Genomic DNA, 22,321 nt, shown 5'->3' on the forward strand with positions numbered 1-22,321 from the left:
AAATTCTCTTGTATAGATTTAGTAATTAGTGAAAATTCGTGGCAAAAAATTATTCCTCAAAACTCTCATCTTTAAATCCTATCAAATATAATTTATTTTTGGCACGCGTCATCGCCGTGTAAAGCCATCTAATGTAATCGCGATCAATTCCGTTTGGCAAATACGGCTGCTCGACAAAAACCGTATCCCACTGCCCTCCTTGCGATTTATGACACGTAATGGCGTATGAAAATTTCACTTGTAAACCGTTAAAATATTCGTTGGCTTTTACTTTCTGGAATTTCTGGTATTTCGTCGATTCACCTTCGTAATCTTTCATCACTTCTTCGTACAAACGATTTGATTCTTCGTAGGTTAATGATGGAGATTCACTTTTTATGGTATCTAAAATCAAAACCGTTTCAAAAGGTTTTTGGTCCGGGTAATCTACCATTCTAATCTTTACTTTGGCAAAATTAAATCCGTATAATTCTTTGATTCCGAAGAGTTCCAAAACTTCAATAATATCTCCATTGGCAATAAATCCCGCTTCGTCTGTTTCTTTTAGCCAGAAATAATTATTCTTTACGACCATCAAAAAATCACCAACCGAAAGTTCACTTTCTTTAAATAAAATCCTGGTTCTTATTTGTTCGTTATACTGATTTGCCCTTTTATTCGAACGAACAATAAATGCTGTATCTTCAATACTATAATTGCTGTACGCCGTATTTATGGCATCCTGAATATCATAACCATCGGTTAAACGAACGATGTCTTTGAATTTTTTTACTTTGAATTTAAACTCCGTTATAAAAGTGTCTTTCAGCAATTCGCGCAATTCAGTCGCGTTAAACAAAATCCCTGAATTTTCTTCCTGACGCATTACTTCATCAAGTTCGATATGCTCGATTTCTTTGTCATAATGAACGCCTAAGGTTTGCACATCAAGCGCTGGACTAATATCTAAATTTACGGGAGGAAGCTGCGCTGTATCTCCCAATAAAATCATTTTGCAATTGGTTCCGGAATAAACATACGAAATCAAATCGTCTAAAAGCGATCCGTTATCGTACAGTTTCGAATCAGAATTGCTGTCTGAAATCATAGACGCCTCATCGACAATAAAAATGGTGTTTTTATGTTTGTTGATTTGTTTAGTAAATGCTACGCCTCCACTAGCTGATTTCTTCGGAAAATATATTTTTTTATGAATGGTAAAAGCAGGCGTATTCGAATAATTAGCAATTACTTTTGCCGCGCGGCCCGTTGGTGCCAGCAAAACAAATTTCTTATTGATATTGCCCAGATTATTTACAATTGTCGAAATTACCGTTGTTTTTCCCGTACCTGCATATCCTTTCAATACAAAAATTGTATCGTTATGGGTATCAGTTAAAAAAATAGCGATTTTTTGAAAAAAGATATCTTGTTTGTAAGTTGGTGCAAATGGAAATCTTTTTTGTAAAACGCCGTAAAACAGGGATGAATTCATAGGGAAAAATTGAAATACAAAGTTCGGCTTTTTTAATGGCATTGTCAATGGCAAAAATCAATTTCAAAAATCAATATCAATTTTAATTGCTGCACTTTACAAACTATCGGCATTGATTTTTGATATTGCAATTTATATTTTCATTGCTATTGAATTTTTGAAATTGAAATTGATTTTTGATATTGACATTGACTTTTGACATTGATAATTGATATTGAAATTATTATTTGTAAGTTTGTGTTCGAATTAAATTCTTTCCTGACACTAAAGCAGGTAACGAATTGAAAATCAAATTATGTCATTGCAAAACACCAATATAACATCAAAAAAATACAAAAAACTTTCTATTCAGGTTTCGCTGAGCGGATTCTCATTTTGTTGTTTTGATACCTTAAATAATACGATTACTTCCTTTAATGAAGTCTTGTTCGATCCTTCAGTAAAAAACATAAAAATTGAAGATTTGTATCATGATAATTTCAAAAAATACCCTGAATTAAAAGATACTTACGATGATATTATGGTTATTCATAATAACAATCTTTCGACTTTTGTGCCTACAGCACTTTTTGACGAGCATTATCTTGGAAGTTATTTACAATATAACACTAAAGTTTTTGAAACTGATTTTTTTACATACGATCAGATTTCAAATTACCAGATGAATTCCGTTTACATTCCGTATGTAAACATCAATAATTTCCTGATCGATCAAGTTGGCTCGTTTGATTACAAGCATTATAACAGTATTTTGATCGAGAAAATTCTGGAAGGTTCAAAGAATAATGATGATAAAAAAATGATTGTCAATTTCAACGTTGGCCATTTTGAAATTATCGTTGTTCAGAATCAAAAATTGCTGTTGTTTAATTCTTTTGAATATCAAACACCGGAAGACTTTATTTATTATTTGCTTTTTACAGCCGAACAATTGAGTTTAAATCCAGAAAGTTTTCCACTCGAATTATTAGGCACTATAACACAAAACGATGCTTTTTATGCCATTGCATATAAATACATTCGTAACGTTTCTTTTTTGGATGTAAGCACCTTACAACAAAAAAACAGCTTTTCAACTGCTCAAAATCAAAAACATTATATCTTATTTCAATCATGAGAATCATTTCAGGAAAATACAAAGGGCGCCGCATTTTTCCACCAAAAAACCTTCCTGTAAGACCTACGACTGACATGAGTAAAGAAGCATTATTTAATGTTTTGAATAATCATTTTAGTTTTGAAAGCTTAAAGGTTTTAGACTTATTTTCGGGAACCGGCAATATTAGTTTTGAGTTCGCTTCACGCGGAAGTGCTCCTATCACCTCTGTCGATGGCGATTTTGGATGCGTAAAATTTATCAAACAGGTTTCATCAGAATATGATTTTGATATTGCAGCGACCAAAAGTGATGTTTTTAAATTTCTGGAAAACTGCAAAACGTCTTACGATATTATTTTTGCCGATCCGCCGTACGGATTGGATCAGGCTACTTTTGAAAAAATTGTTTTATTGATTTTTGAAAGAGAATTATTGAATGAAGACGGAATGATGATTATCGAACATTCTAAATATACAAAAATGGAGCATTTGAGTAATTTCTCTTTTCAGAAAAATTACGGTGGTTCCTTTTTTAGTTTCTTCGAATTGAATTCTACTGATGACGACGAGGAACTTGATAATTTATCAGCTAAAGCTACAGAAGAAGACGAAGGATAATTTCGTTTTATTACTAAGCATTTTTTTACCGCAAAGAACGCTAAGTTTTTATGTAAAAGACATCCCGAAGCCTCGGGACGCAAAGCTTTGTGGACTTAAATTGTGTAAAGACAACTTAAACCTTAGTGGAACTCTGCGAAAAACCTTGTGTTCTTTGCGGTAAATTAATCCTAATTAACTCTATGTTGATTTTCGTCGTTGTTTTTTTCTTTAAATTCGGTTTTTATATTCCCGAAAGAATAGCGAATTGAGAACGAGATTTCATGATTATCGACCACATATCTTGCATTAGAATTAATAGTATTGATCGTGAATTTTTCTGTTTGAATATTATTTTTAAAAACATTATTAAAGCTTAATGTACAATTCCATTTTTTTGAAAATGTTTTTGAAACCGCCATATCAACTCTAAACATGGGATTTGTTTCGAATACGCCGGTATTTTGCTTTGTCAATCCCCAAAAATTGAACATAAAAGAATATTCTTTCGGAAGTTTAAATTCATTATTTGAAATATAATATAAGTACGGTTTTGAAGCCATAAATACAGCAGATTCATCTTCGATTTTTTCTAAAATAAAAATCAAAGAATTCGTTGTTGTCCAGAATTTATACGTGAAAGGCAATGCAAAATCAACTGTAAATCCGGAACTTTTATCAAAATTAATGTCTTTAAAAGTCATGATATTATTTTGATCATCAAAAGAAAAACTATTATAAACCGGGTCTTTCGCCTGGTAGAAACTCAACTTAACCGACTTATCATGATATTGAAAAGTAGTCGAAATTTCATCCGTAATTGTTGGTCCTAAATTAATATTTCTGGCATATAAAAAATACGGATTAATATAAGTCGAACCTTGACTTAAAGATGAATAATTGGGTCTCGAAATACTTTTCGCGTAGTTTACAGAGATATTTTTAGTGCTGTCAATTGCAAATGATAATTGCATTTTCGGAAAGAAATTCGCGTAGTTTTTATCCAATAATGGTAATTCATCTGTTTTAAATTTCCCTAAAATAGTTGAGTTTTCAACTCTAAAACCAAGTGAGAAATCGACCTTTTTAATTTTCCCTGACAATTGACTATATGCAGCTAAATTCTCTTCTCTAAAATCATAAAAACTTATTTCATTTTGATTGGTTGCATGGTAAAAAATGTCAACATCTGATTTTGAATTTGCCGATGAATATAATCCGCCGATTTCAAATTTCATTTCATTTTTAAACTTTTTCTCCACATCAATTCTTCCTGAAAAGTAATTAATTTGAAATTTCTGATCTCTTATTTGTGTCAATTCAGATTGTGTGTTATTATAATTATCATTTACTTCCGTAAATAATCTTTGATCGAAATTAAAATATTGAAAGCCCGTAAAAACCTGTGTATCAATCGATTTTATTTTATTTTGATAATTTAAAAAGGAGTTAACGAAATTCTTTTTACTATCATTATCAGTCAAAGTCAGAACGTTATTGATGTCATCTTTATTCTTATTATATGTGAATGTGTTAATGTCAAAAGTATCATTTTGCAGTTTGCTGTTGATACTAATCGAAAAATAATCATCTTCATTTATTTTATAAAATAAACCTCCGCCAAAAACAAATTGATTTCTTTTTGTAGAAGCGCTAACATCATAATCTGACGCAATATTCGCCTGTGGAATTTGATATTTAATACTGTGACTTTCCCAAGGCTGCAATTTATTGTAGTTGAAATTCGCTTTCCATTCCAGTTTATTTTTTTTGAAATTTGAATTGAATCCGAGGTAATTGTTATAGTCTTTTTTGAAAGAGGCAACTTCAGAAATTTCAGTTCTAAAACTGTCTTTTTTACTAAATTTTCTGGTAATCAAAATTACCGCGCGACCGTCAGCTTCATATTTCGAAGACGGATTCTGAATAATTTCGATCGATTTAATATCGGCGACAGCCAAAGCATTCAAATCGTTAATTCCAACTTTTTGATTGTCAATATAAATAAGCGGATTTCCTTTTCCGATAAGCGTAATACTTTCTTTATCAGAACTAATTTGAACCGTTGGCAGCTTTGATAGTAAATCTAAAGTATTCGGAATTGAATTGTAAATTGAATTGGCAACATCTAATTTTATATTTCCGTTTTGGTTTGAAAATGCTTTCTTATTTTGGTTAACAACAACTTCATTCAATTCATTTGAAATGCTGTCTTTTGGTGTTTCATTTTGTGCGTTTGCGACTAATGAAAAACAAAAAAGGAACAGAATAAGAAAAAGCTTTACAGGCAAATAAACATTCATTTTAAAAAAGTTTTTAGTTTGAGATGCTGCAAAAATGCTTCTAAAAAAGTGTTGCGAAAGTTAATTGGAGGTTAATGCGGAGTTAATGCCTTATTTGTATCATAAAATCTTTATTTTTGAATGGAATTATTTTGCTGTATGAAACAAAGAATCAATTTATTAATCGCTTTTTCCGTTATCGCCCTGATCGTTTTATCGACTGTGCAATGCTATTTGGTAAAAACAACTTACGATTATAAAGTGGCGCAGTTTCATACTGAAATCAAAAATGAAATTGGTCAGATCTCGAACAATTATAGTGATATTGATTCGGTTATAGTTTCAAAAAAAGAAGCACTTTACAAGCAATTGACAGAAAATTATATCCAGGGAAAAAATACTAAAGCTGACATTAAAAAAGGTGTTCTTGAAAATGCATTTCGAGATGCTTTAACGCTAAAAATTCAGCAGAAGTTTGAAAGAGAACTTCCTAATCTTAAAATTGATTTTGCGATTGTACTCAATAAATTTATCCTGTATCAAAACACCAAAAAAACAGATACCATTTTCTCTGAAAAGCCTTTTATCCAAAATAAATTATACGGCAATCTGGCTTCGTTAAATCATGCTTTTCTGGTTCGGAATTATGTTGGAACGACTAATGTAACCTATCAAAATCAGGAGTATAAATTATTGACCGAAGATTCGATGTACGTTTCTGTTATCGATTGGGAAATGATTATTTTAAAACGAATGGCCTTTATTCTCGTTTTGTCTTTATTATCTATTTCAACGCTCATTACACTTTTTGTAATCGCGCTAAAAGCTTTAATAAAACAAAAGAAAGTGAGCGATATTAAAACCGATTTCATCAATAATATTACGCACGAACTCAAAACGCCTTTGGCGACTTTAAGTATTTCGACTAAAATTTTAGAGCAGAAAGACATCCGTGAAAACGAAGAGAATTTCAATGCTATTATCAATACGATTTCACGTCAGAACAATCGCCTTCAGCATTTAATCGATCAGGTAATGGCAAATTCATTGGCTGAAAATGAAATTGAATTACAGAAAGAAAAGATCAATACAGAAGCTTTTCTGCTTTCCATCGTTGAAGATTTTAGAATTGCTAATCCAAAAATTACAATTGAAACTAATTTTCAATCCGAGAAAACGATTTTGGTTTTGGATAAATTTCATTTAACAACGGCCATTTTAAATGTATTGGAAAATGCTGTAAAATACGGTTCAAGCAACATTTGTGTAAAAACTAAAACTATTGAAAATCAATTTTCTGTAAGTATTGAAGATGATGGAATTGGAATTTCTAAAAACAAACAATCGCTTCTTTTTGAAAAATTTTATCGCGTAGAACAGGGTAATCTTCACAATACAAAAGGACTTGGACTGGGGCTTTATTATGTTGACCAGATTATAAAAGCACATCAGGGTTCGGTTGCTGTTATCAGTGAATTGGGAAAGGGTGCTGAATTTACTTTTATGTTTAAAGTTTAATTGATTTTCCATTGAAAAAGATTCTTTTAGCCGAAGACGATACCGATTTTGCCAATGTTTTAAAGCAATATTTAGAACTTTATAAATATGAAGTTACTTGGGCCCAAGATGGCGAAATAGGTTTGGAATTCTTTAAAAATCAAACTTTTGATATTTGTGTTTTTGATGTCATGATGCCTAAATTGGACGGCTTTTCATTGGCAGAAAAAGTCATTAAAATAAACCCCGAAATTCCGTTTATCTTTTTGACTGCCAAAAAATTAAAGGAAGATAAAATCATAGGTTTAAAATTAGGCGCTGATGATTATATCGTAAAACCTTTTGAAGCGGAGGAATTGATTTTACGCTTGCAAAACATCTTAAAAAGAAGTCAGCAAAAAGATATTTTGACTCAAAATACGATAATCGAAATAGGATTATATTCTTTTGATACCAAACGGCTTTCTTTAAAAATCGACAATAATACGCAGCAACTTACAGAGAAAGAAGCGGCATTAATTCATTATTTTTATCTGCATCAAAATCAATTGCTTAAAAGAGAACAAATCTTAAAAGCCATTTGGGGAAATGATGATTTTTTCTCGGGCAGAAGTATGGATGTTTATATTAGTAAGATTAGAAAATATCTTAAAGCTGATGCTGCTATTACTATTGAGAGTCTCCGAAATATTGGTTTGGAATTTAAAATACAAAAATAATCTACTGCAAATCATATAAGATTTATAAGCAATTGTATAACATTGAAAAAGTATTTAGTAAATACATTTGTTATCAACCTTAAAAACATAAATCATGAATCTAAAGAGATTATTTGGAGGACTACTTACCCTGTTGGGGATTATAGGACTAATTTATACTGCTGTAATTTTTGCCGGAACTTCTGGAGAAACGAGAGATATTAAGTCGCTAATTATTTACGGAATATTGGGAATTGTATTTTTCATGTCCGGAATTAGTTTAGTTCGTGCTACAAAAGACGAATCGTAGATGCTACAATAAAGTATTTGCGATTTTTTCATAAAGTGGAGTTTTCACATTATGCTTTATTCCTTCATTTACAACAAATTGCGTTAGTGAAATAGCTTCAATATTTTTGCCGGCTAATAAATCTCTGTGCATAGACGAAGTCGCTTCTTTAGGCGATTTTTCTAATTTCAAAATAGTCTGGTTTACAATATCCTCTGGTAATTGTAAACCTTTCGCTTTTGCAACAGCTTCGATTTCATGTAACAATTCGATATAAATCTTTTTCGATTTTGGGTTACTTATAATTTCACCAATATTTTGATTTAAATAAGATGTTGCAGAAGCTAATGCAGAAATAAAAATAAATTTCTCCCAAACGGTTTCTTCGATATTTTCAACTAGATAACTTTCTATTTTAGCTTTCTGAAAAATCGCATTCAATTCTTCAAGTTTTGTAGCTGAAGCTGTGTTTGAACCAAAAAACAACTTTTCGAAAAAACCAATCTTGCGAATCGTTCCCGGCGAAAAAATCATCGAAACAATATAAACACATCCTTGCAGAACAGTACTTTTAGGATAAATTTTCTGGATTCTTTCCGGAGCGTCAACTCCATTATACAAAGGTAAAATTACCGTTTCCGGCGTAATGCATTTTTTCAACGAAAGTAAACTTTCTGCAATATCATACGTTTTTGTGGCACAAATTAAATAATCTAATACACCAATTTCTTCGGGATTATTTGAAACTAATTTAGGAAAAACAATTGTTTCAGAAGTATCTGTTACGATTTTCAAACCGTTTTCTGCAATTGCTTTTTGAGTTTCACCACGCGCAATAAAAATTACTTCAACTTCACTTGATTTATAATATGCTTTCGCTAAAAGTCCGCCAAAATAACCACCTACTCCACCTAGTCCTAAAATTCCTATTCTCTTCATAAATTCTAATTAAAAAATTCCAAATTTCAATAAATAAAGTAACCATTATTTGTCATTTCGACGGAGGAGAAATCACATCCAGAGAGCAACGAAACTGAATTCCGTTATGTGATTTCTCCTCCGTTGAAATGACATAAAATGAGGTTAAACTTAACTTTTCGTTATTCGCAATCAGCGTTATATGATTTACTTCGTCTGTTCGCTATCGCTCGAGTCTCGTTCCTCGTAATGACACAAAATCAGGATAAAAATCCGTTTAAATCTGCGTCTTCGCTTTAGCGAATCCGTATCATCCGCGTTCGATTACCCGCAAAACAATTCACTCCTCTACAACAACATCCAAATTCAACTCCGTAAAATCATGTTCGGTTTTCGAAATAATAATCGTTGCAACCGTATTTCCAATCAAATTTGTTATTGCTCTCGCTTCGCTCATAAATTTATCAACTCCTAACAAAAAAGCCAAACCTTCTACCGGAATTTTATGCAACGCTGTTAAAGTTGATGCTAAAACGATGAATCCGCTTCCGGTTACGCCTGCAGCTCCTTTTGAAGTAATCATCAAAATTCCGATTACACTCAGAATTTCAAAGAAACTCAAATGAACGTCATATAATTGCGCCAGAAATATTACTGACATCGACAAGTAAATTGAAGTTCCGTCAAGATTAAAAGAATATCCGGTCGGGATCACTAAACCCACAACCGATTTACTGCAGCCCATTCTTTCTAGTTTTACCATAATACTTGGCAAAGCAGCTTCAGAAGATGAAGTTCCGAGAACTAATAAAAGTTCTTCTTTAATGTATTTTAAAATCGAAAGAATATTGATTTTGTAATAACGCAAAATAGTTCCCAGTATTAAAAATACAAACAAAGCCATTGTGAGATAAACACATAACATTAATTTACCAAGCGGAATTAAAGTTTCTAATCCGAATTTACCAATGGTGTACGCCATTCCGCCAAAAGCACCTAACGGAGCGAGATACATCACATATTTTAAACCGAGGAAAACTACTTTAGAAAATCGTTCTAAAACTAAAATTGTTTGTTCTCTTTTCTGATAAAAATTCAATGCAACACCACAAACAATTGCGGCCAATAATACCTGTAATGTAAAGTTTGAAAGAAAAAAATGCCACCACGAAAAGTGTTCCGCAGCGTTATTGGTATATTTACTCGGATCTTGCAAAGTCAAACCTGATTTGTCTATTTTTCCCGGCTGAAAAAAATAGGCAACTCCCACTCCTATTGCTAAAGCTACAGTCGAAACTACTTCAAAATAGCCTAAAGCTTTTATACCAATTCGGCCTACTTTTTTAAGGTTTCCCATTCCGGAAATTCCCAAAACAATCGTCAGGAAGATAATCGGACCAATAAAAAGTTTGATAATATCGACAAAAGTTTTCCCGATAATTTCCATTTTCACACCATTTTCAGGAGAAAAATGTCCGAGTAAAACGCCAGCGATAATCGCAATCAAAACCCAAAAAGTAAGATTGGTGATTACTGCCTTAAAAGTACTTTTCTTTGGTTTGTTAACAGGATTTGGGGTTGAAGGTATATTCATGAAAGTAAGTTAGTTTCACAAATATATAAAAAATGCAGACCTATAAGCCGGATTCTGTCCCTGATAAATCAGGGCCTTATCATTTATCTAGATCATGCATTACTGCATGACTCGAGCTACCCACCCTTCAACAACGGACGAGAAGCCCTTAAATGCTGATATACTTGGTATTTCACCGCATAGAGTTTACCTGGTTTCACTACAGCATTACCTGTACATACTTTCTGTTGCACTTGTCCTAATCCCGATAAATCGTGACCGACGGGTGTTACCCGCTATGCTTCTCTGTGGTGTCCGGACTTTCCTCCCCCCAACGAATTGAGCGACGATAAGGCGGTCTGCGCGGCAAAAGTAGCGATTTATGAACGAAGAAACGAGCTTTTAAATTTCTGTTTTTTATAAAATTTTCGTAATGATTTAATTTTAAATTGGTTACCTTTAAAATCCATAATTTTTAAATTCTTTTATTATGAATAAAATGTATCATTACGCAACTGTTTCAAAGGCTTTAGATGAATTGCACGAAAAAGGATTTACTTGCGATTTTAATATCAACTCTGATATGATTAAAAAAAATCCTGAGAAATTTGAAATTGTACATGTGTATCGATACGAAGGGGAATCTGACCCGGGCGATGAGGCAGTTGTATACGGAATTAAATCAACAACAGGTAAAAAAGGCGTTTATGTAGCAGGTTTCTCTGCTGATTCAGATCAGGAAACCGAGAAGTTTTTATTTGCTTTGAGTATTAAGGGGAGGTGAATTAAAAGCTATTCCATAAAGTGTGTCATTTCGAGGGACGAGAAATCACATAAAGTTGATTACACAATTTAGAATACTGGATGTGATTTCTCGTCCCTCGAAATGACACAAAAATCCGAAACAAAAAAAAGCCCATCACAAGGACAGGCTTTTCAAAACAACACAACTAAAAAATTATGCCGTTGGTATTTTCAAATTCCAACCTGGTTGAATAAGGTCTGGATTTTTAATAACATCTTTATTGGCTTCGTAAATTGCCTGCCATGAAACGCCGTGATCTTTTCCAATTTTAGATAAAGAATCACCGCTTTTAACAGTATATTGAGTTGTTGTTCCCTGAGAAACCTCAATATTCATCACAACATCAGCTGATCTAAATTCAGGATCAATTTTTCCGTAAGCATCCCAAAGTTTTTCTTTGTCATCTGCTGATTTCGCTGTTCCGTCAACGTATAAAACATTATCTTGTTCTCTTACTTGTAAATTAGCTATTCCTAAGTTAGAAGCCAAATCTGTTAACTCTTTGTATTTATCTTGTAAACTCATGATTTCTTATTTAATAGTTAACTTATTTTCCACTTTTTTAGGTTTCAATTCCTGAACACTTTTTATCAAATTTGGTAATTGATCTCTTTTGATAGTTCCTGAAAGCGTTACTACACCATTTGCAACAGTAGCAGTTACACCATCATAAGTTTTTACTACTTCATTTATCGAAGTATTTAAAACGCTATCTGTATTAATTTCAACTGGAGCTGCTGTAACTTCAGGTTCCGGAGCTGGAATTTCGCAGTTATTTACAACAGATTTAACTCCTTTAACTGATTGTACAGTACGTTCAACATTTTGTTTAACAGCATCGTCTTTACAAGTACCCAAAATAGTAGCAACACCATCAACAACAGTTACCTGAACTCCTGGAGTATCAGCAATTTTGGCAGCGATTTCTTTCTGAATATCTGCATCTTTCGGGGTACAAGCGAATAATGAAAAGGCCAAAACCGTTCCCAATAAAATAGATTTAATTTTCATAACGATATTTTTTAATTAATTTATAATAAAGTTAAAACGAATTAATTAATCAAATATTACAAAATAATCCTACATTTTTTACATTTTTCCCATTAGAAGGATTTGGGTTGGGAATTGAGATATTGTTTTAAAAAAAAATTTATTTTACTGTTAGCATATCCTGAAAATAGCCGATTAACTGATCCGGAATTTTAACCAATGCATTTTGATCATAGTCTGTTAGATAAACTTCGTTTTCCGTCATTCCGCTTTCAATCCCTTTTTTCATTGCTTTTATATCTCCCTTTTTTACTGCAATGATTTCATAATATTGATTATCGTTTTTCAAAGTTATTGTATTAAAATCAGATAATTGCGGGTCATTATTTATATTTTTTTGTCCAATGTCTGAAGCCAAGTAAACCTCAAACTTCTTAAAATCATAATACGGATTGTTATTGTCAAAATTTCTATAGGTCTTTTGATTTCCTTCTTTTAAAATAAAATTTTTAACACGCTCAAAATCTTGCACTGAAAATTGATTTGTAATTTTTATGAAATGATTTTGAGTTTTTGAATTCATTTTTTGGGCTGTAATTTCAGGAAAACTAATTACCATCAAGAAAAAAAGAAGGTGTTTTATTGACATGAGTTTAAATTTTTGATTGCGCTGCTATTTCAATACTCTTAAAATAAATCATTTATATTTTTGGTTTTTGGTTGTGATTTTTGATTATTATGACATTTTAATAAATATCAATTGTCAAATAAATTATTGCTAAAATAATCTTTTTCATGATAAACTATTCATCAACATTGATTATCTATTTGAACCTTAGTAAAAATCCAATCCCTTACTAGCGTTATAAGATTGCTTCGTTCCTCGCAAGGACTTAAATTGTCGATTATAACCTTCGATTATGATTGCGATCCTTCGACTTCGCTCAGGAAGACAAACAATGCTGTAAGAAAAAATCAGCTTAAATCCGCGTTTTCGCGATAGCGAATCCGTTTTATCTGCGTTCAATTCCGTCAACAAATTATTAAAATTTATCCATTTGAAACTCTTACTTTCTCATATTCAAAACACTCAAAAATCACCATCATAAATGTTGTTTTCAGATTTGTGATTTGGTAATTTTCAGCCTATATTTGCTATCGAATAAAAAGAATATGGAACAATTTGTAGTATCGGCTCGTAAGTATCGCCCACAGACCTTTAAGGATGTTGTAGGCCAGAAAGCCATTACCAACACTTTGCTGAATGCCATAGAAAGTAATCACCTTGCTTCTGCCCTTTTATTCACTGGACCGCGTGGCGTTGGAAAAACAACTTGCGCACGTATTTTGGCTCGTAAAATAAATCAGCCTGGATATGACGATCCAAATGAAGATTTTGCTTTTAACGTTTTTGAGCTAGATGCGGCATCCAACAACTCGGTTGATGATATTCGCAGCCTTATCGATCAGGTTCGAATTCCGCCACAAACCGGGCAATACAAAGTCTATATTATTGACGAGGTTCATATGTTGTCTTCGGCAGCTTTTAATGCTTTTTTGAAGACATTAGAAGAACCGCCAAAACATGCTATTTTCATTTTAGCAACTACAGAGAAACACAAGATTATTCCAACGATTTTATCACGTTGTCAGATATTTGATTTTAAAAGAATTACGGTAAAAGATGCTAAAGAACATTTAGCAGAAGTTGCAGCAAGTCAGGGAATTAATTTTGAAGACGATGCTTTGCACATTATCGCTCAAAAGGCTGATGGAGCGATGCGTGATGCTTTATCGATTTTTGACCGTGTAGTTTCATATTGCGGAACTAACTTAACGCGTCAGGCTGTAACTGAAAACTTAAACGTTTTAGATTACGAAACTTACATCAGCATTACTGATTTACTTTTAGAAAATAAAATTCCGGACCTTTTATTGGTTTACAATGATATTCTTTCAAAAGGTTTCGACGGACATCATTTTATTGCCGGTTTAGCTTCTCATTTTAGAGATTTATTAGTTAGCAAAACTCCTGCTACACTAAGTTTACTAGAAGTTGGCGAACAAGCACAGCAAATGTATGGTGTACAAGCTCAAAAATGCTCGAAAGACTTTTTATTAAAAGGAATTGACATTGCAAACGATTGTGATTTAAAGTATAAATTAAGCCAGAATCAGCGTCTTTTGGTCGAATTATGTTTGATGCAATTGGCCTCTATCAACTTTGATGGAGAAAAAAAAAAAGTTGAGCAATTCATAATTCCGCCTACTTATTTTAAAAATAGTGGTTATTCTATAGTCGAAAGTCCAAAGGCGAAAGAATCTGAAATTCCAAATATTAAATCCCAAATTCCAAATGCGGAGCAGAATGTTAATGTCAATCAAAATGACAATGTCAATGTCAATGTTGAAATAAAAAATGAAACTACTACAGTTGAAACTCCAAAGGCTGAAACTCCTGTAACTCCACGAGCTGAAATTAGCGGCGAACCGAAAGTTTCTGCGTTTTCTTTGGCGAGTATTCGTGCGAAGAAGGCAATGGAAGAAAGCAGCAAGTCTTATGTAAAACCTTCTACTGTTTTACCCACGGAAGAATTTACAGAAACTGAAATGTTAGTGCAATGGAATAAATATGCGCAGCGTTTAGGAGACAAAGGTTTGAAAATTATGGAATCGTTATTGTTGATAAACGATCCAACTTTGAACGGAACCGTAATCACACTTCAATTGCCAAACGAAGGTTCTAAACTAGATTTTGAAAGTCAGGTTAATGGACTTTTAGGCCATTTAAAAGGACATTTACACAATCATGACATTACTATTGAAGTTGTAGTAAATGAGGCTGTTGAAAGCAAAAGAAGTTTCAACGATCAGGATCGATACAATCGTTTACTAGAAATTAATCCAAATATTGAACTTTTGCGTTCCACTTTTGGACTGGATTTACATTCTTAATTCTTTTTACAGATTTTATTATCTACTAAACAAAAATCATTTTTTTTGAATTTCAATCGTTTAACAAAATAATCATCTAAAATAATCTACTAAACTTTGAGTTAAAAATTTAGTAGATTATTATGTTAATAATAAATTCTAATTGAAAAATTATTGCTTTAAAATCTTACCAGTAAATATTTCATTATTAATATTCTTAAGAATATAAACATATAATCCACTCATTAAATGAGATGGCAAATCCCACTTATAATTAAATTGTTCGTTTTCAAAATTAACTGAATCAATTTTTAATCCAATTATATTATACACTGATATTTCCTTTAAACCTATTTTACTTTCAAAATTTAAATAGTTTCGCATTGGATTTGGATAAACAATTAAACTATTATTTTTGTAATTATTATCAATGACAGATAAAGTTTGTCCATAACTTCTTGCACCAATATCAACTATACTTTCATCTGAATCTTTACGCCCAGGATCTCCAGCATTAATAGCTTTGGAAGAAGATAATAACTCACAAAAGGATTTATCAAATGGGGAAGTAGAAGACAATTCCGGATTAGAAATTAAATTGAAATATGTATCTGAAGGAGTCCCATTCTTATTTATTGTAATTATTGTACCAGTACCTATTGGTAAATTATTATTACCTATTAAATTATTTCCATAAAATAAATTATAAATAACCTGAGAAGGTTTTGGTTTACCTTCCGAATAAATTGCATATTTAGAATTATAAGCAATAATATTAGAGTTTATTTTGGGAGAAGTATTTGCTATTTCATTGTCATTCAAATAAATTCCAAAATCGCAAGAAATTATAGTATTATTAATTATATTAGGGCTATTTTGACCTGAATAAATTCCATAATAAGAATTGTATACAATGTTTTTTTCTATAACAGTATTATTTCCAATGAGCCAATACATTCTTGCCCACAATTTCCAAGAATATTATTTTTTAATGTGGTATTTTTAGTATCACTTCTATCTAAAATCCCTCCAAGTCGTGTATTACTAATTTTGTTATTAAAAATATTAAAAACACCTGAACCCGCTACTATACTTGCCCAATCTGAATTATAAATTTCATTATTACTTATAATAACATTTTCACTAGAAGAGGCTCCAATTGCTGTACCATTAGTTTCTCTAATTATAGAATTTGTAATTTCTGCCTTCCCTCTTATCTGGAGCATTCCATTCCAATCTGAGTTTTCTTTTCCATATTCTATTATAGAATAGTTAAACATAGCTTCACCACCTTGATCAACTACAACCTGATTCCAATCATCTTTAGTTGGAGGATTTTTAAATGATGAGAATTTAATATAACTACCTGTTTTTCCATTTGCAAATAATTTTCCATTTATAATCAGAGAATATTTACCAGCAAATTTTATTTCTGTACCTTCTTCAATTGTCAAAACTTTACCAACAGCAACAGTTGCATTTCCAACAATTTTATAAGTATTTTCTTTTGTCCAATTACCCTCAACATTGCCCGATATTTCAATTAAAAGGTTTGAAGATAAAGTAGCATTATCCAAAATAACATCTGTGCTAACAAACACATTATTAATCTGAAGGTTTTGATATTGATCTTTTGAATAGATTATATTGTAAATTCCATTATCTACTTGTGTTGTAAAACTTCCATCATTTTTGGAGTAGATCTCTTTAAAAACTGCACTTGGAGAAACTGGCGAGAAAGTAATTTTTATATTTTCAAAATTTGAATTATTGTCTAAATAAACATTTCCTGATACTTCAGAAGAATAGACGTTTAAACAAATAAAAAATGTAATAATGTAAAGTATTTTTTTTTTCATATTTAAATTTTATAATGGTTCTATAATTAAATTAGGCTATTAATTACTTTTTCTTATCAAAAGCTCTTTCAATTCTTTTATCGGGAATTAACCAAAGCATAGCAACAATAAAATAGGCAGCACCGGAAATCCATTCGTTATAAAAAGACAAGATGATTCCAACAAGATATAAAATCGATGACGCCTTTCCTTTTAGATCTTTACCAATAGCTTTTGCCAATATCGAATTTTCGCCTTCATTAACGATTACAACTCTTTGCAAAATAAAATAAGCTATTGAAGATAAAAACAATACAACGCCGTATAAGGTCATTGATGCTTTCGCAAAATTATGTTCGCCCATCCAGCCTGTTGATACGGGAATTAAAGACAGCCAGAAAAGTAAATGCAAATTGCTCCAAAGTACTTTTCCGTTTACTTTTGTCAAACCGTGAAAAAGGTAATGGTGATTGTTCCAATAAATTCCAACGTAAATAAAACTTAAGATATAACTTAAAAACTTAGGTATAAGTGGTTTTAAATCCGCAAACTCGTGTCCTTCAGGAACTTTAATTTCTAAAATCATAATGGTTATTATAATCGCTAATACACCATCACTAAAGGCTTCGAGTCTTGTTTTGTTCATTTATTGTTTATTAAAAGTTTACCACGAATTTCACGAATTTACACGAATTATTATTTTATTATGCATAAAAATTTGTGTAAATTCGTGAAATTCGCGGCAAAAAAAATATTAAATTTTACCGTAGTACATTGCTTTTACAATTCCGTCTGAAAGCCCGATTTTAGGAACGTAAATTTGGCGTGCTCCGCTCCATTTCATTGCATTCAGGTAAATTCTGGTGGCATGAATAATTACGTCGGCACGGTCAGAGTTTAAACCTAATTCGGCGATTCTTTGTTCGTAAGTTAAAGAGTTTAAAAACGCGTATTGTGAATTGATATAAATATATGAAAGCGGTTTTTCCTGTTGCTTTCCAGACATTTTAAACAATTTATTAATGTTTCCGCCAGAACCAATTAAGGTAACTTCATCATAATCTGCCGTGTTGGTTTTAATCCATTTTTCAATTTCATCCCAAACAACATCGTGAACCATATTGTTTAATAAACGAACAGTTCCAGCTTTGAAGGATCTGGAATTGATTAATTTTCCATCAGAAAATAAAGTAAATTCCGTACTTCCACCGCCCACATCAACAAAAAGATACGTTTCGTCTGATTTTAATAAATGATGTAAATCTGTTGAAGCAATAATTGCAGCTTCTTTTTTACCATCAATAATTTCAATTTTAATGTCGGCTTTTTTCTTAATCAAAGCCACAACTTCTTTCGCATTGTAGGCTTCACGCATTGCCGAAGTTGCAAACGCCATATAGCGTTCTACTTTATGTACTTTCATCAAAAGGTTAAATGCTTTCATGGCATCAACCATTCGATCTATATTTTCTTCTGAAATTTCACCTACCGTAAAGGCATCTTGTCCCAAACGAATTGGTACACGAACAAGCGAACTTTTATTAAATTGGGGTTCTTTTCCATCTTGTTCTACAACATTGGATATCAGAAGCCTCATAGCATTTGAACCGATATCTATTGCTGCAAATTTCTTTATATTAATCATGCTCACTTATGATTTGAAATTGTTTTTTTTATTTTATTACTCTATTTTCTGCGGAACCTCTTCTAACATCAAGATTTTGTTCTGATAATATTTATAGGTTTCCAATTGAGCTCTAAATGGGGCATGATGATTTCTAGGCTTATATTTATTATCTAATTTATAGGAATGATATCTCACTTTAACATTCCCTTTCCATGCAATATTAAAATTATCTATTAATTCTTTTTTGATTTCAAGATCATATATTGGGCAGGTTACCTCAACTCTTCCATCCAGATTTCTGGTCATAAAATCGGCAGATGAAATATAGACTTCGGTTAAACCAGCGTTTCCAAAAATATATACTCTCGTATGTTCCAGATAATTATCGACAATACTAATGGCTTCGATGTTTTCGCTCATTCCCGGAATTCCCGGAATCAAAGAGCAAATTCCTCTTACCTGAAGCTGAATTTTTACTCCGGCATTACTGGCTTCATATAGTTTATCGATCATTTTAAAATCAGACAAACTATTCATTTTAAGTTTTATATGCGTTTTTCTACCGGCTAAAGCATGCAGAATTTCGCGATCTATCAACTTAATAAATTTTGTTCTCGTATAATGTGGCGATACGATTAAATGCTTGTATCTGTGTACTCTATAATTTATGTCGAAAAATTCGAATATTTTAGAAATATCTTTTAGAATTCCCTGATTGCATGTAAACAGCGTAACATCGGTATAAATTTTTGCGGTTGCTTCGTTAAAGTTTCCGGTAGAAATAAATCCGTAGCGACGGCTTTTACCGTCTTCTACTCTTTCGATTACACAAATTTTACTGTGAACTTTCAGCCCTTTAATTCCAAAAATAAGTTCAATTCCTTCGGTTTGCATTTGTTCGGCATACGAAATATTAGATGCTTCATCAAAACGTGCCTGAAGTTCGATTTGTACGGTTACTTTTTTACCGTTTTTAGCCGCATTAATTAAGGAACTAATAATTTGAGAATTCTTAGCTAAACGATATAATGTAATTTTTATACTAGTTACTTTTGGATCTAAAGCTGCTTCACGCAAAAACTTCGTCAGGTATGAAAACGACTGATACGGAGCATGTAATAAATAATCTTTTTTGTTGATTTTCTCTAAAATACTTCCTCCCAAACTCAAGCCCGGAATTGGTAACGGATCGTTTGTTTTATAAAGCAGATCGTATCTTCCTAAATTTGGAAAACTCATATAATCACGACGGTTATGGTATCTTCCTCCCGGAATGATACTGTCTGTGGCTACAATTTTCATTTTATCTAAAAAGAAACGCAACGTATCATCTTCGATCAAGCTGTCGTATATAAAACGAACGGGCTCACCTATTCTTCTGTCTTTTACTGATGTTGCGATTTTTTCGAGCATACTTTTACTCAAATCGCTATCGATATCTAACTGTGCATCTCTGGTAATTTTGATCATGTGTGCTGAAACACTTTTATAATCGAAAATATTAAAGATGTTTTTCAGGTTATGACGAATAACATCATCTATTAAAATAACATAATGTTTTTCATCGTGCGATGGCAATACAACAAACCTGTTTATGGTTTTAGGAATTTCGATAACGGCGTATCGAACCTCATCGTTTGTATTCATTTCTAAACGAATCGCAAGGTATCCTAAAGTGTCTTTAAGAACCGGAAATTCTGCTAAATCGTTCAAGATAATAGTCACTAATTCCGGACTTAATCTTTGAACAAAAAAGTCTTTTAGAAATATTTCCTGTTCAACGGTAATTTGATCTTCATTAATAATAAAGATATTTTCGGCTTCTAATTCAGATTCGATATTGCCTAAAATTCGTAAACTTTCAGATTGTTGCTGAATTACGATTTCGGTAATATCCTTAATTAATTGATGCGCTGAAACTCCGCCAAGATATTTTTCACCAGAAATCCCGGAAAGGCTTAATCTCCGAATAGCGGCATAGCGAACTCTAAAAAATTCATCTAAGTTGTTAGAAAAAATTCCAACAAAACGCAACCTGTCTAAAAGCGGCACCGTATTATCTCCAGCTTCCTGAAGTACTCTTGCATTAAACGCTAACCAACTTTTCTCTCTATCGATATATTTCTGCTCGTACACTATATTTATTTTAAATCTTTGGGGAAAATAGTTTTTTGGGTTTTGCCTTTCTCGATTGTATTCCAGGCATCGCTGTCAAATTTAAGTGAAACGAAGCCGGAAGTAGGTACATTTTCGATAAAAACATCCCCAAATTTATTAACAAAATTTGTAATAGCCTCGTTATGTCCAAAAAGAATAACGCTTTCTAAACTATTATCACATGATTTGATAATTTTTTCGAGCTGTTTATCATCAAAAGTATAAAGATCGTCTTTGTAAATAATGCTTTCTATAGGATAAGAAAGATTTTGAGCAAAAATAAGCGCTGTCTCAGAGGCACGTGCAGCAGTACTACTCCAGATTATATAGGTTTTAGGTAGAAATTTTGAAATATTGGTTGATACTTCGTGTGCATCTAAGATTCCTCTTTTCATTAAAGGTCTGTCAAAATCCTTTAAAGGTGCTTCCCAACTCGATTTTGCATGACGTATTAAAATTAAATTTTTCATAAATGGACGGATTTAGAAACTTTAATAAGAAGTTTCTCTTTATTGAAGTTCTAATTTACAAAAGAATTTCTAATACTTCTCCATTTTTTGACTCTGTTAACATTAAAAGAGTTTTAACAGGATTATAAAAAGTCTACTGCTCAAAAATATAAACAAACAAGAATTAAATTTTTTAACAATTTGTGTACTTCATCTGCTAAAACCATCACTTAGTCGATTTTTATGGATTATTAAAAAATTAACTAATTATCTGATTATTAGATATTTATAATATTTTAAAAAGCACTTTTTCCGTCAAAAAATTAAAAAAATGACGATTTTTTATTTGTTAGAAATCACATTAAAAATCATTTTTCAGACATTTTCGTAACAAAAAAGGACGTTTCAACGGTTTTTCAGGTTAGTTGCAGATAAAAAAAATCAATATTAAACTGGCGACATAACTTTGATTATGTTAAAATTTTAAAAATAATGCAAAAAAAAATATTAAGTTATGAGAACAAAATTTACTCTTAGAAAAGCACTAAAATTTTTAAAAAATTGTAAGTCTGTTTTATCTTCCAGAAAAGCGATATTTCAAAAAAATATTTTTCCTATACTGTTTTGTTTAGCATTAAATATTTCATTTGCTCAATCCGGTTGTAAGGCTACTTTGATTGTTGAAAATAATGGAAATGTAAGAAGTACGCCTCTGGATGGAACTTACTACTCGATGGTTCTGACAAATAACGGTTCGTCGGTCGATACTTATTTTCTTAGTTCAAAAAACATTAATTCTTCGTGCAGCAATACTGATGATAGTGCTGTAACATCAAATGTAATTCTTACTGCTGATTTCATCGATTCTGAAAAAAACGCCATTAGTGAAATCACTTTAAGTGCAGGACAAACCCTGAATTTTTATGTACACATTATAGTGCCCGTTGGTACGGCTGTAGAAAAATGGTCCTGCAATCAGATTATTGCCTCCTCAAAAAACTGTACCAATTATTCGGTAGAAACTGTTTTACACACGTACATCATTAATCCGGTTAATGATTAAATTTTATATCAAGCACGATCTTAAAATAATTT

The 22,321-nt window shown here is 31.8% G+C and carries 21 protein-coding genes and 1 other RNA gene; 8 read left to right on the forward strand and 14 right to left on the reverse strand.

Annotated features, from left to right (window positions below; genetic code table 11):
- Positions 1-49 precede the first annotated feature (49 nt).
- Positions 50-1,474, reverse strand: a complete 1,425-nt coding sequence (locus EV143_RS11180; RefSeq protein WP_133508028.1) for an ATP-dependent DNA helicase — start codon at positions 1,472-1,474, stop codon at positions 50-52.
- 295 nt (positions 1,475-1,769) lie between these two features.
- On the opposite strand from EV143_RS11180, the gene EV143_RS11185 reads away from it, so the two are divergent.
- Both EV143_RS11185 and EV143_RS11190 read left to right on the forward strand, forming a co-directional pair.
- Complete coding sequence (locus EV143_RS11185; protein ID WP_133508029.1) at positions 1,770-2,591, forward strand: DUF3822 family protein; 822 nt, start codon at positions 1,770-1,772, stop codon at positions 2,589-2,591.
- On the forward strand, positions 2,588-3,190 hold the full coding sequence (locus EV143_RS11190) for an RsmD family RNA methyltransferase (RefSeq protein ID WP_133508030.1): 603 nt from the start codon (positions 2,588-2,590) through the stop codon (positions 3,188-3,190). The genes EV143_RS11185 and EV143_RS11190 overlap by 4 nt, the downstream gene beginning before the upstream one ends.
- A 170-nt stretch (positions 3,191-3,360) precedes the next feature.
- On the opposite strand, the gene EV143_RS11195 is transcribed toward EV143_RS11190, so the two are convergent.
- The gene (locus EV143_RS11195) at positions 3,361-5,472 is read right to left on the reverse strand and encodes an outer membrane beta-barrel family protein (protein WP_133508031.1); all 2,112 of its coding nucleotides are present in this window, start codon (positions 5,470-5,472) and stop codon (positions 3,361-3,363) included.
- 138 nt (positions 5,473-5,610) lie between these two features.
- Between EV143_RS11195 and EV143_RS11200 the strand changes: the two genes are divergently transcribed.
- The 3 genes from EV143_RS11200 (at position 5,611) to EV143_RS11210 (ending at position 7,956) form a co-directional block, all read left to right on the forward strand.
- Entirely contained in the window at positions 5,611-6,969 is a 1,359-nt protein-coding gene (locus EV143_RS11200) for a sensor histidine kinase (protein WP_133508032.1), read from the forward strand.
- A gap of 11 nt (positions 6,970-6,980) precedes the next feature.
- Entirely contained in the window at positions 6,981-7,667 is a 687-nt protein-coding gene (locus EV143_RS11205) for a response regulator transcription factor (protein ID WP_133508033.1), read from the forward strand.
- Between the two features lie 94 nt (positions 7,668-7,761).
- Positions 7,762-7,956 carry a hypothetical protein gene (locus tag EV143_RS11210; RefSeq protein WP_127338798.1) on the forward strand — a complete coding sequence of 65 codons (195 nt, stop codon included), beginning with the start codon at positions 7,762-7,764 and terminating at the stop codon, positions 7,954-7,956.
- Between the two features lie 3 nt (positions 7,957-7,959).
- Here EV143_RS11210 and EV143_RS11215 read toward each other — a convergent pair whose 3' ends face one another.
- The 3 genes from EV143_RS11215 to rnpB form a co-directional block, all read right to left on the reverse strand.
- Positions 7,960-8,874 carry a ketopantoate reductase family protein gene (locus EV143_RS11215; protein ID WP_133508034.1) on the reverse strand — a complete coding sequence of 305 codons (915 nt, stop codon included), beginning with the start codon at positions 8,872-8,874 and terminating at the stop codon, positions 7,960-7,962.
- A gap of 319 nt (positions 8,875-9,193) precedes the next feature.
- Positions 9,194-10,447, reverse strand: a complete 1,254-nt coding sequence (locus EV143_RS11220) for a cation:dicarboxylate symporter family transporter (RefSeq protein ID WP_133508035.1) — start codon at positions 10,445-10,447, stop codon at positions 9,194-9,196.
- 27 nt (positions 10,448-10,474) lie between these two features.
- An RNA gene (gene rnpB, locus EV143_RS11225) (RNase P RNA component class A) lies at positions 10,475-10,792 on the reverse strand.
- 124 nt (positions 10,793-10,916) lie between these two features.
- Between rnpB and EV143_RS11230 the strand changes: the two genes are divergently transcribed.
- On the forward strand, positions 10,917-11,210 hold the full coding sequence (locus EV143_RS11230) for an SH3 domain-containing protein (protein ID WP_133508036.1): 294 nt from the start codon (positions 10,917-10,919) through the stop codon (positions 11,208-11,210).
- 174 nt (positions 11,211-11,384) lie between these two features.
- Here EV143_RS11230 and EV143_RS11235 read toward each other — a convergent pair whose 3' ends face one another.
- The 3 genes from EV143_RS11235 to EV143_RS11245 all read right to left on the reverse strand — a co-directional run bounded on the left by EV143_RS11235 (position 11,385) and on the right by EV143_RS11245 (position 12,870).
- Positions 11,385-11,756 (reverse strand): LysM peptidoglycan-binding domain-containing protein, encoded by a 372-nt coding sequence (locus EV143_RS11235; RefSeq protein ID WP_133508037.1) that lies wholly within the window; start codon positions 11,754-11,756, stop codon positions 11,385-11,387.
- 6 nt (positions 11,757-11,762) lie between these two features.
- On the reverse strand, positions 11,763-12,242 hold the full coding sequence (locus tag EV143_RS11240) for a BON domain-containing protein (RefSeq protein WP_133508038.1): 480 nt from the start codon (positions 12,240-12,242) through the stop codon (positions 11,763-11,765).
- A gap of 139 nt (positions 12,243-12,381) precedes the next feature.
- A complete protein-coding gene (locus EV143_RS11245; RefSeq protein WP_133508039.1) occupies positions 12,382-12,870 on the reverse strand; it encodes a hypothetical protein in 489 nt (162 codons plus the stop codon).
- A gap of 524 nt (positions 12,871-13,394) precedes the next feature.
- Between EV143_RS11245 and EV143_RS11250 the strand changes: the two genes are divergently transcribed.
- Complete coding sequence (locus EV143_RS11250; RefSeq protein ID WP_133508040.1) at positions 13,395-15,176, forward strand: DNA polymerase III subunit gamma/tau; 1,782 nt, start codon at positions 13,395-13,397, stop codon at positions 15,174-15,176.
- A 150-nt stretch (positions 15,177-15,326) separates the two neighbouring features.
- On the opposite strand, the gene EV143_RS11255 is transcribed toward EV143_RS11250, so the two are convergent.
- From EV143_RS11255 to EV143_RS11280, 6 genes are all read right to left on the reverse strand, one after another.
- Positions 15,327-16,112, reverse strand: coding sequence for a T9SS type A sorting domain-containing protein (locus EV143_RS11255; protein WP_133508041.1), 786 nt, complete (start codon positions 16,110-16,112; stop codon positions 15,327-15,329).
- Positions 16,079-17,014, reverse strand: a complete 936-nt coding sequence (locus tag EV143_RS11260) for a right-handed parallel beta-helix repeat-containing protein (RefSeq protein ID WP_133508042.1) — start codon at positions 17,012-17,014, stop codon at positions 16,079-16,081. The genes EV143_RS11255 and EV143_RS11260 overlap by 34 nt, the downstream gene beginning before the upstream one ends.
- Before the next feature lie 43 nt (positions 17,015-17,057).
- Positions 17,058-17,639 (reverse strand): TMEM175 family protein, encoded by a 582-nt coding sequence (locus tag EV143_RS11265; protein ID WP_133508043.1) that lies wholly within the window; start codon positions 17,637-17,639, stop codon positions 17,058-17,060.
- 108 nt (positions 17,640-17,747) lie between these two features.
- Positions 17,748-18,638, reverse strand: a complete 891-nt coding sequence (locus EV143_RS11270) for a Ppx/GppA phosphatase family protein (RefSeq protein ID WP_133508044.1) — start codon at positions 18,636-18,638, stop codon at positions 17,748-17,750.
- A 36-nt stretch (positions 18,639-18,674) separates the two neighbouring features.
- On the reverse strand, positions 18,675-20,756 hold the full coding sequence (gene ppk1 / locus EV143_RS11275) for a polyphosphate kinase 1 (RefSeq protein ID WP_133508045.1): 2,082 nt from the start codon (positions 20,754-20,756) through the stop codon (positions 18,675-18,677).
- A gap of 5 nt (positions 20,757-20,761) precedes the next feature.
- Positions 20,762-21,247 (reverse strand): SixA phosphatase family protein, encoded by a 486-nt coding sequence (locus EV143_RS11280; protein ID WP_133508046.1) that lies wholly within the window; start codon positions 21,245-21,247, stop codon positions 20,762-20,764.
- A gap of 493 nt (positions 21,248-21,740) precedes the next feature.
- Between EV143_RS11280 and EV143_RS11285 the strand changes: the two genes are divergently transcribed.
- Positions 21,741-22,289, forward strand: a complete 549-nt coding sequence (locus EV143_RS11285) for a hypothetical protein (protein WP_133508047.1) — start codon at positions 21,741-21,743, stop codon at positions 22,287-22,289.
- Positions 22,290-22,321 lie beyond the last annotated feature (32 nt).

This window comes from Flavobacterium chryseum (assembly GCF_004362015.1).
Classification (GTDB): Bacteria; Bacteroidota; Bacteroidia; order Flavobacteriales; family Flavobacteriaceae; genus Flavobacterium.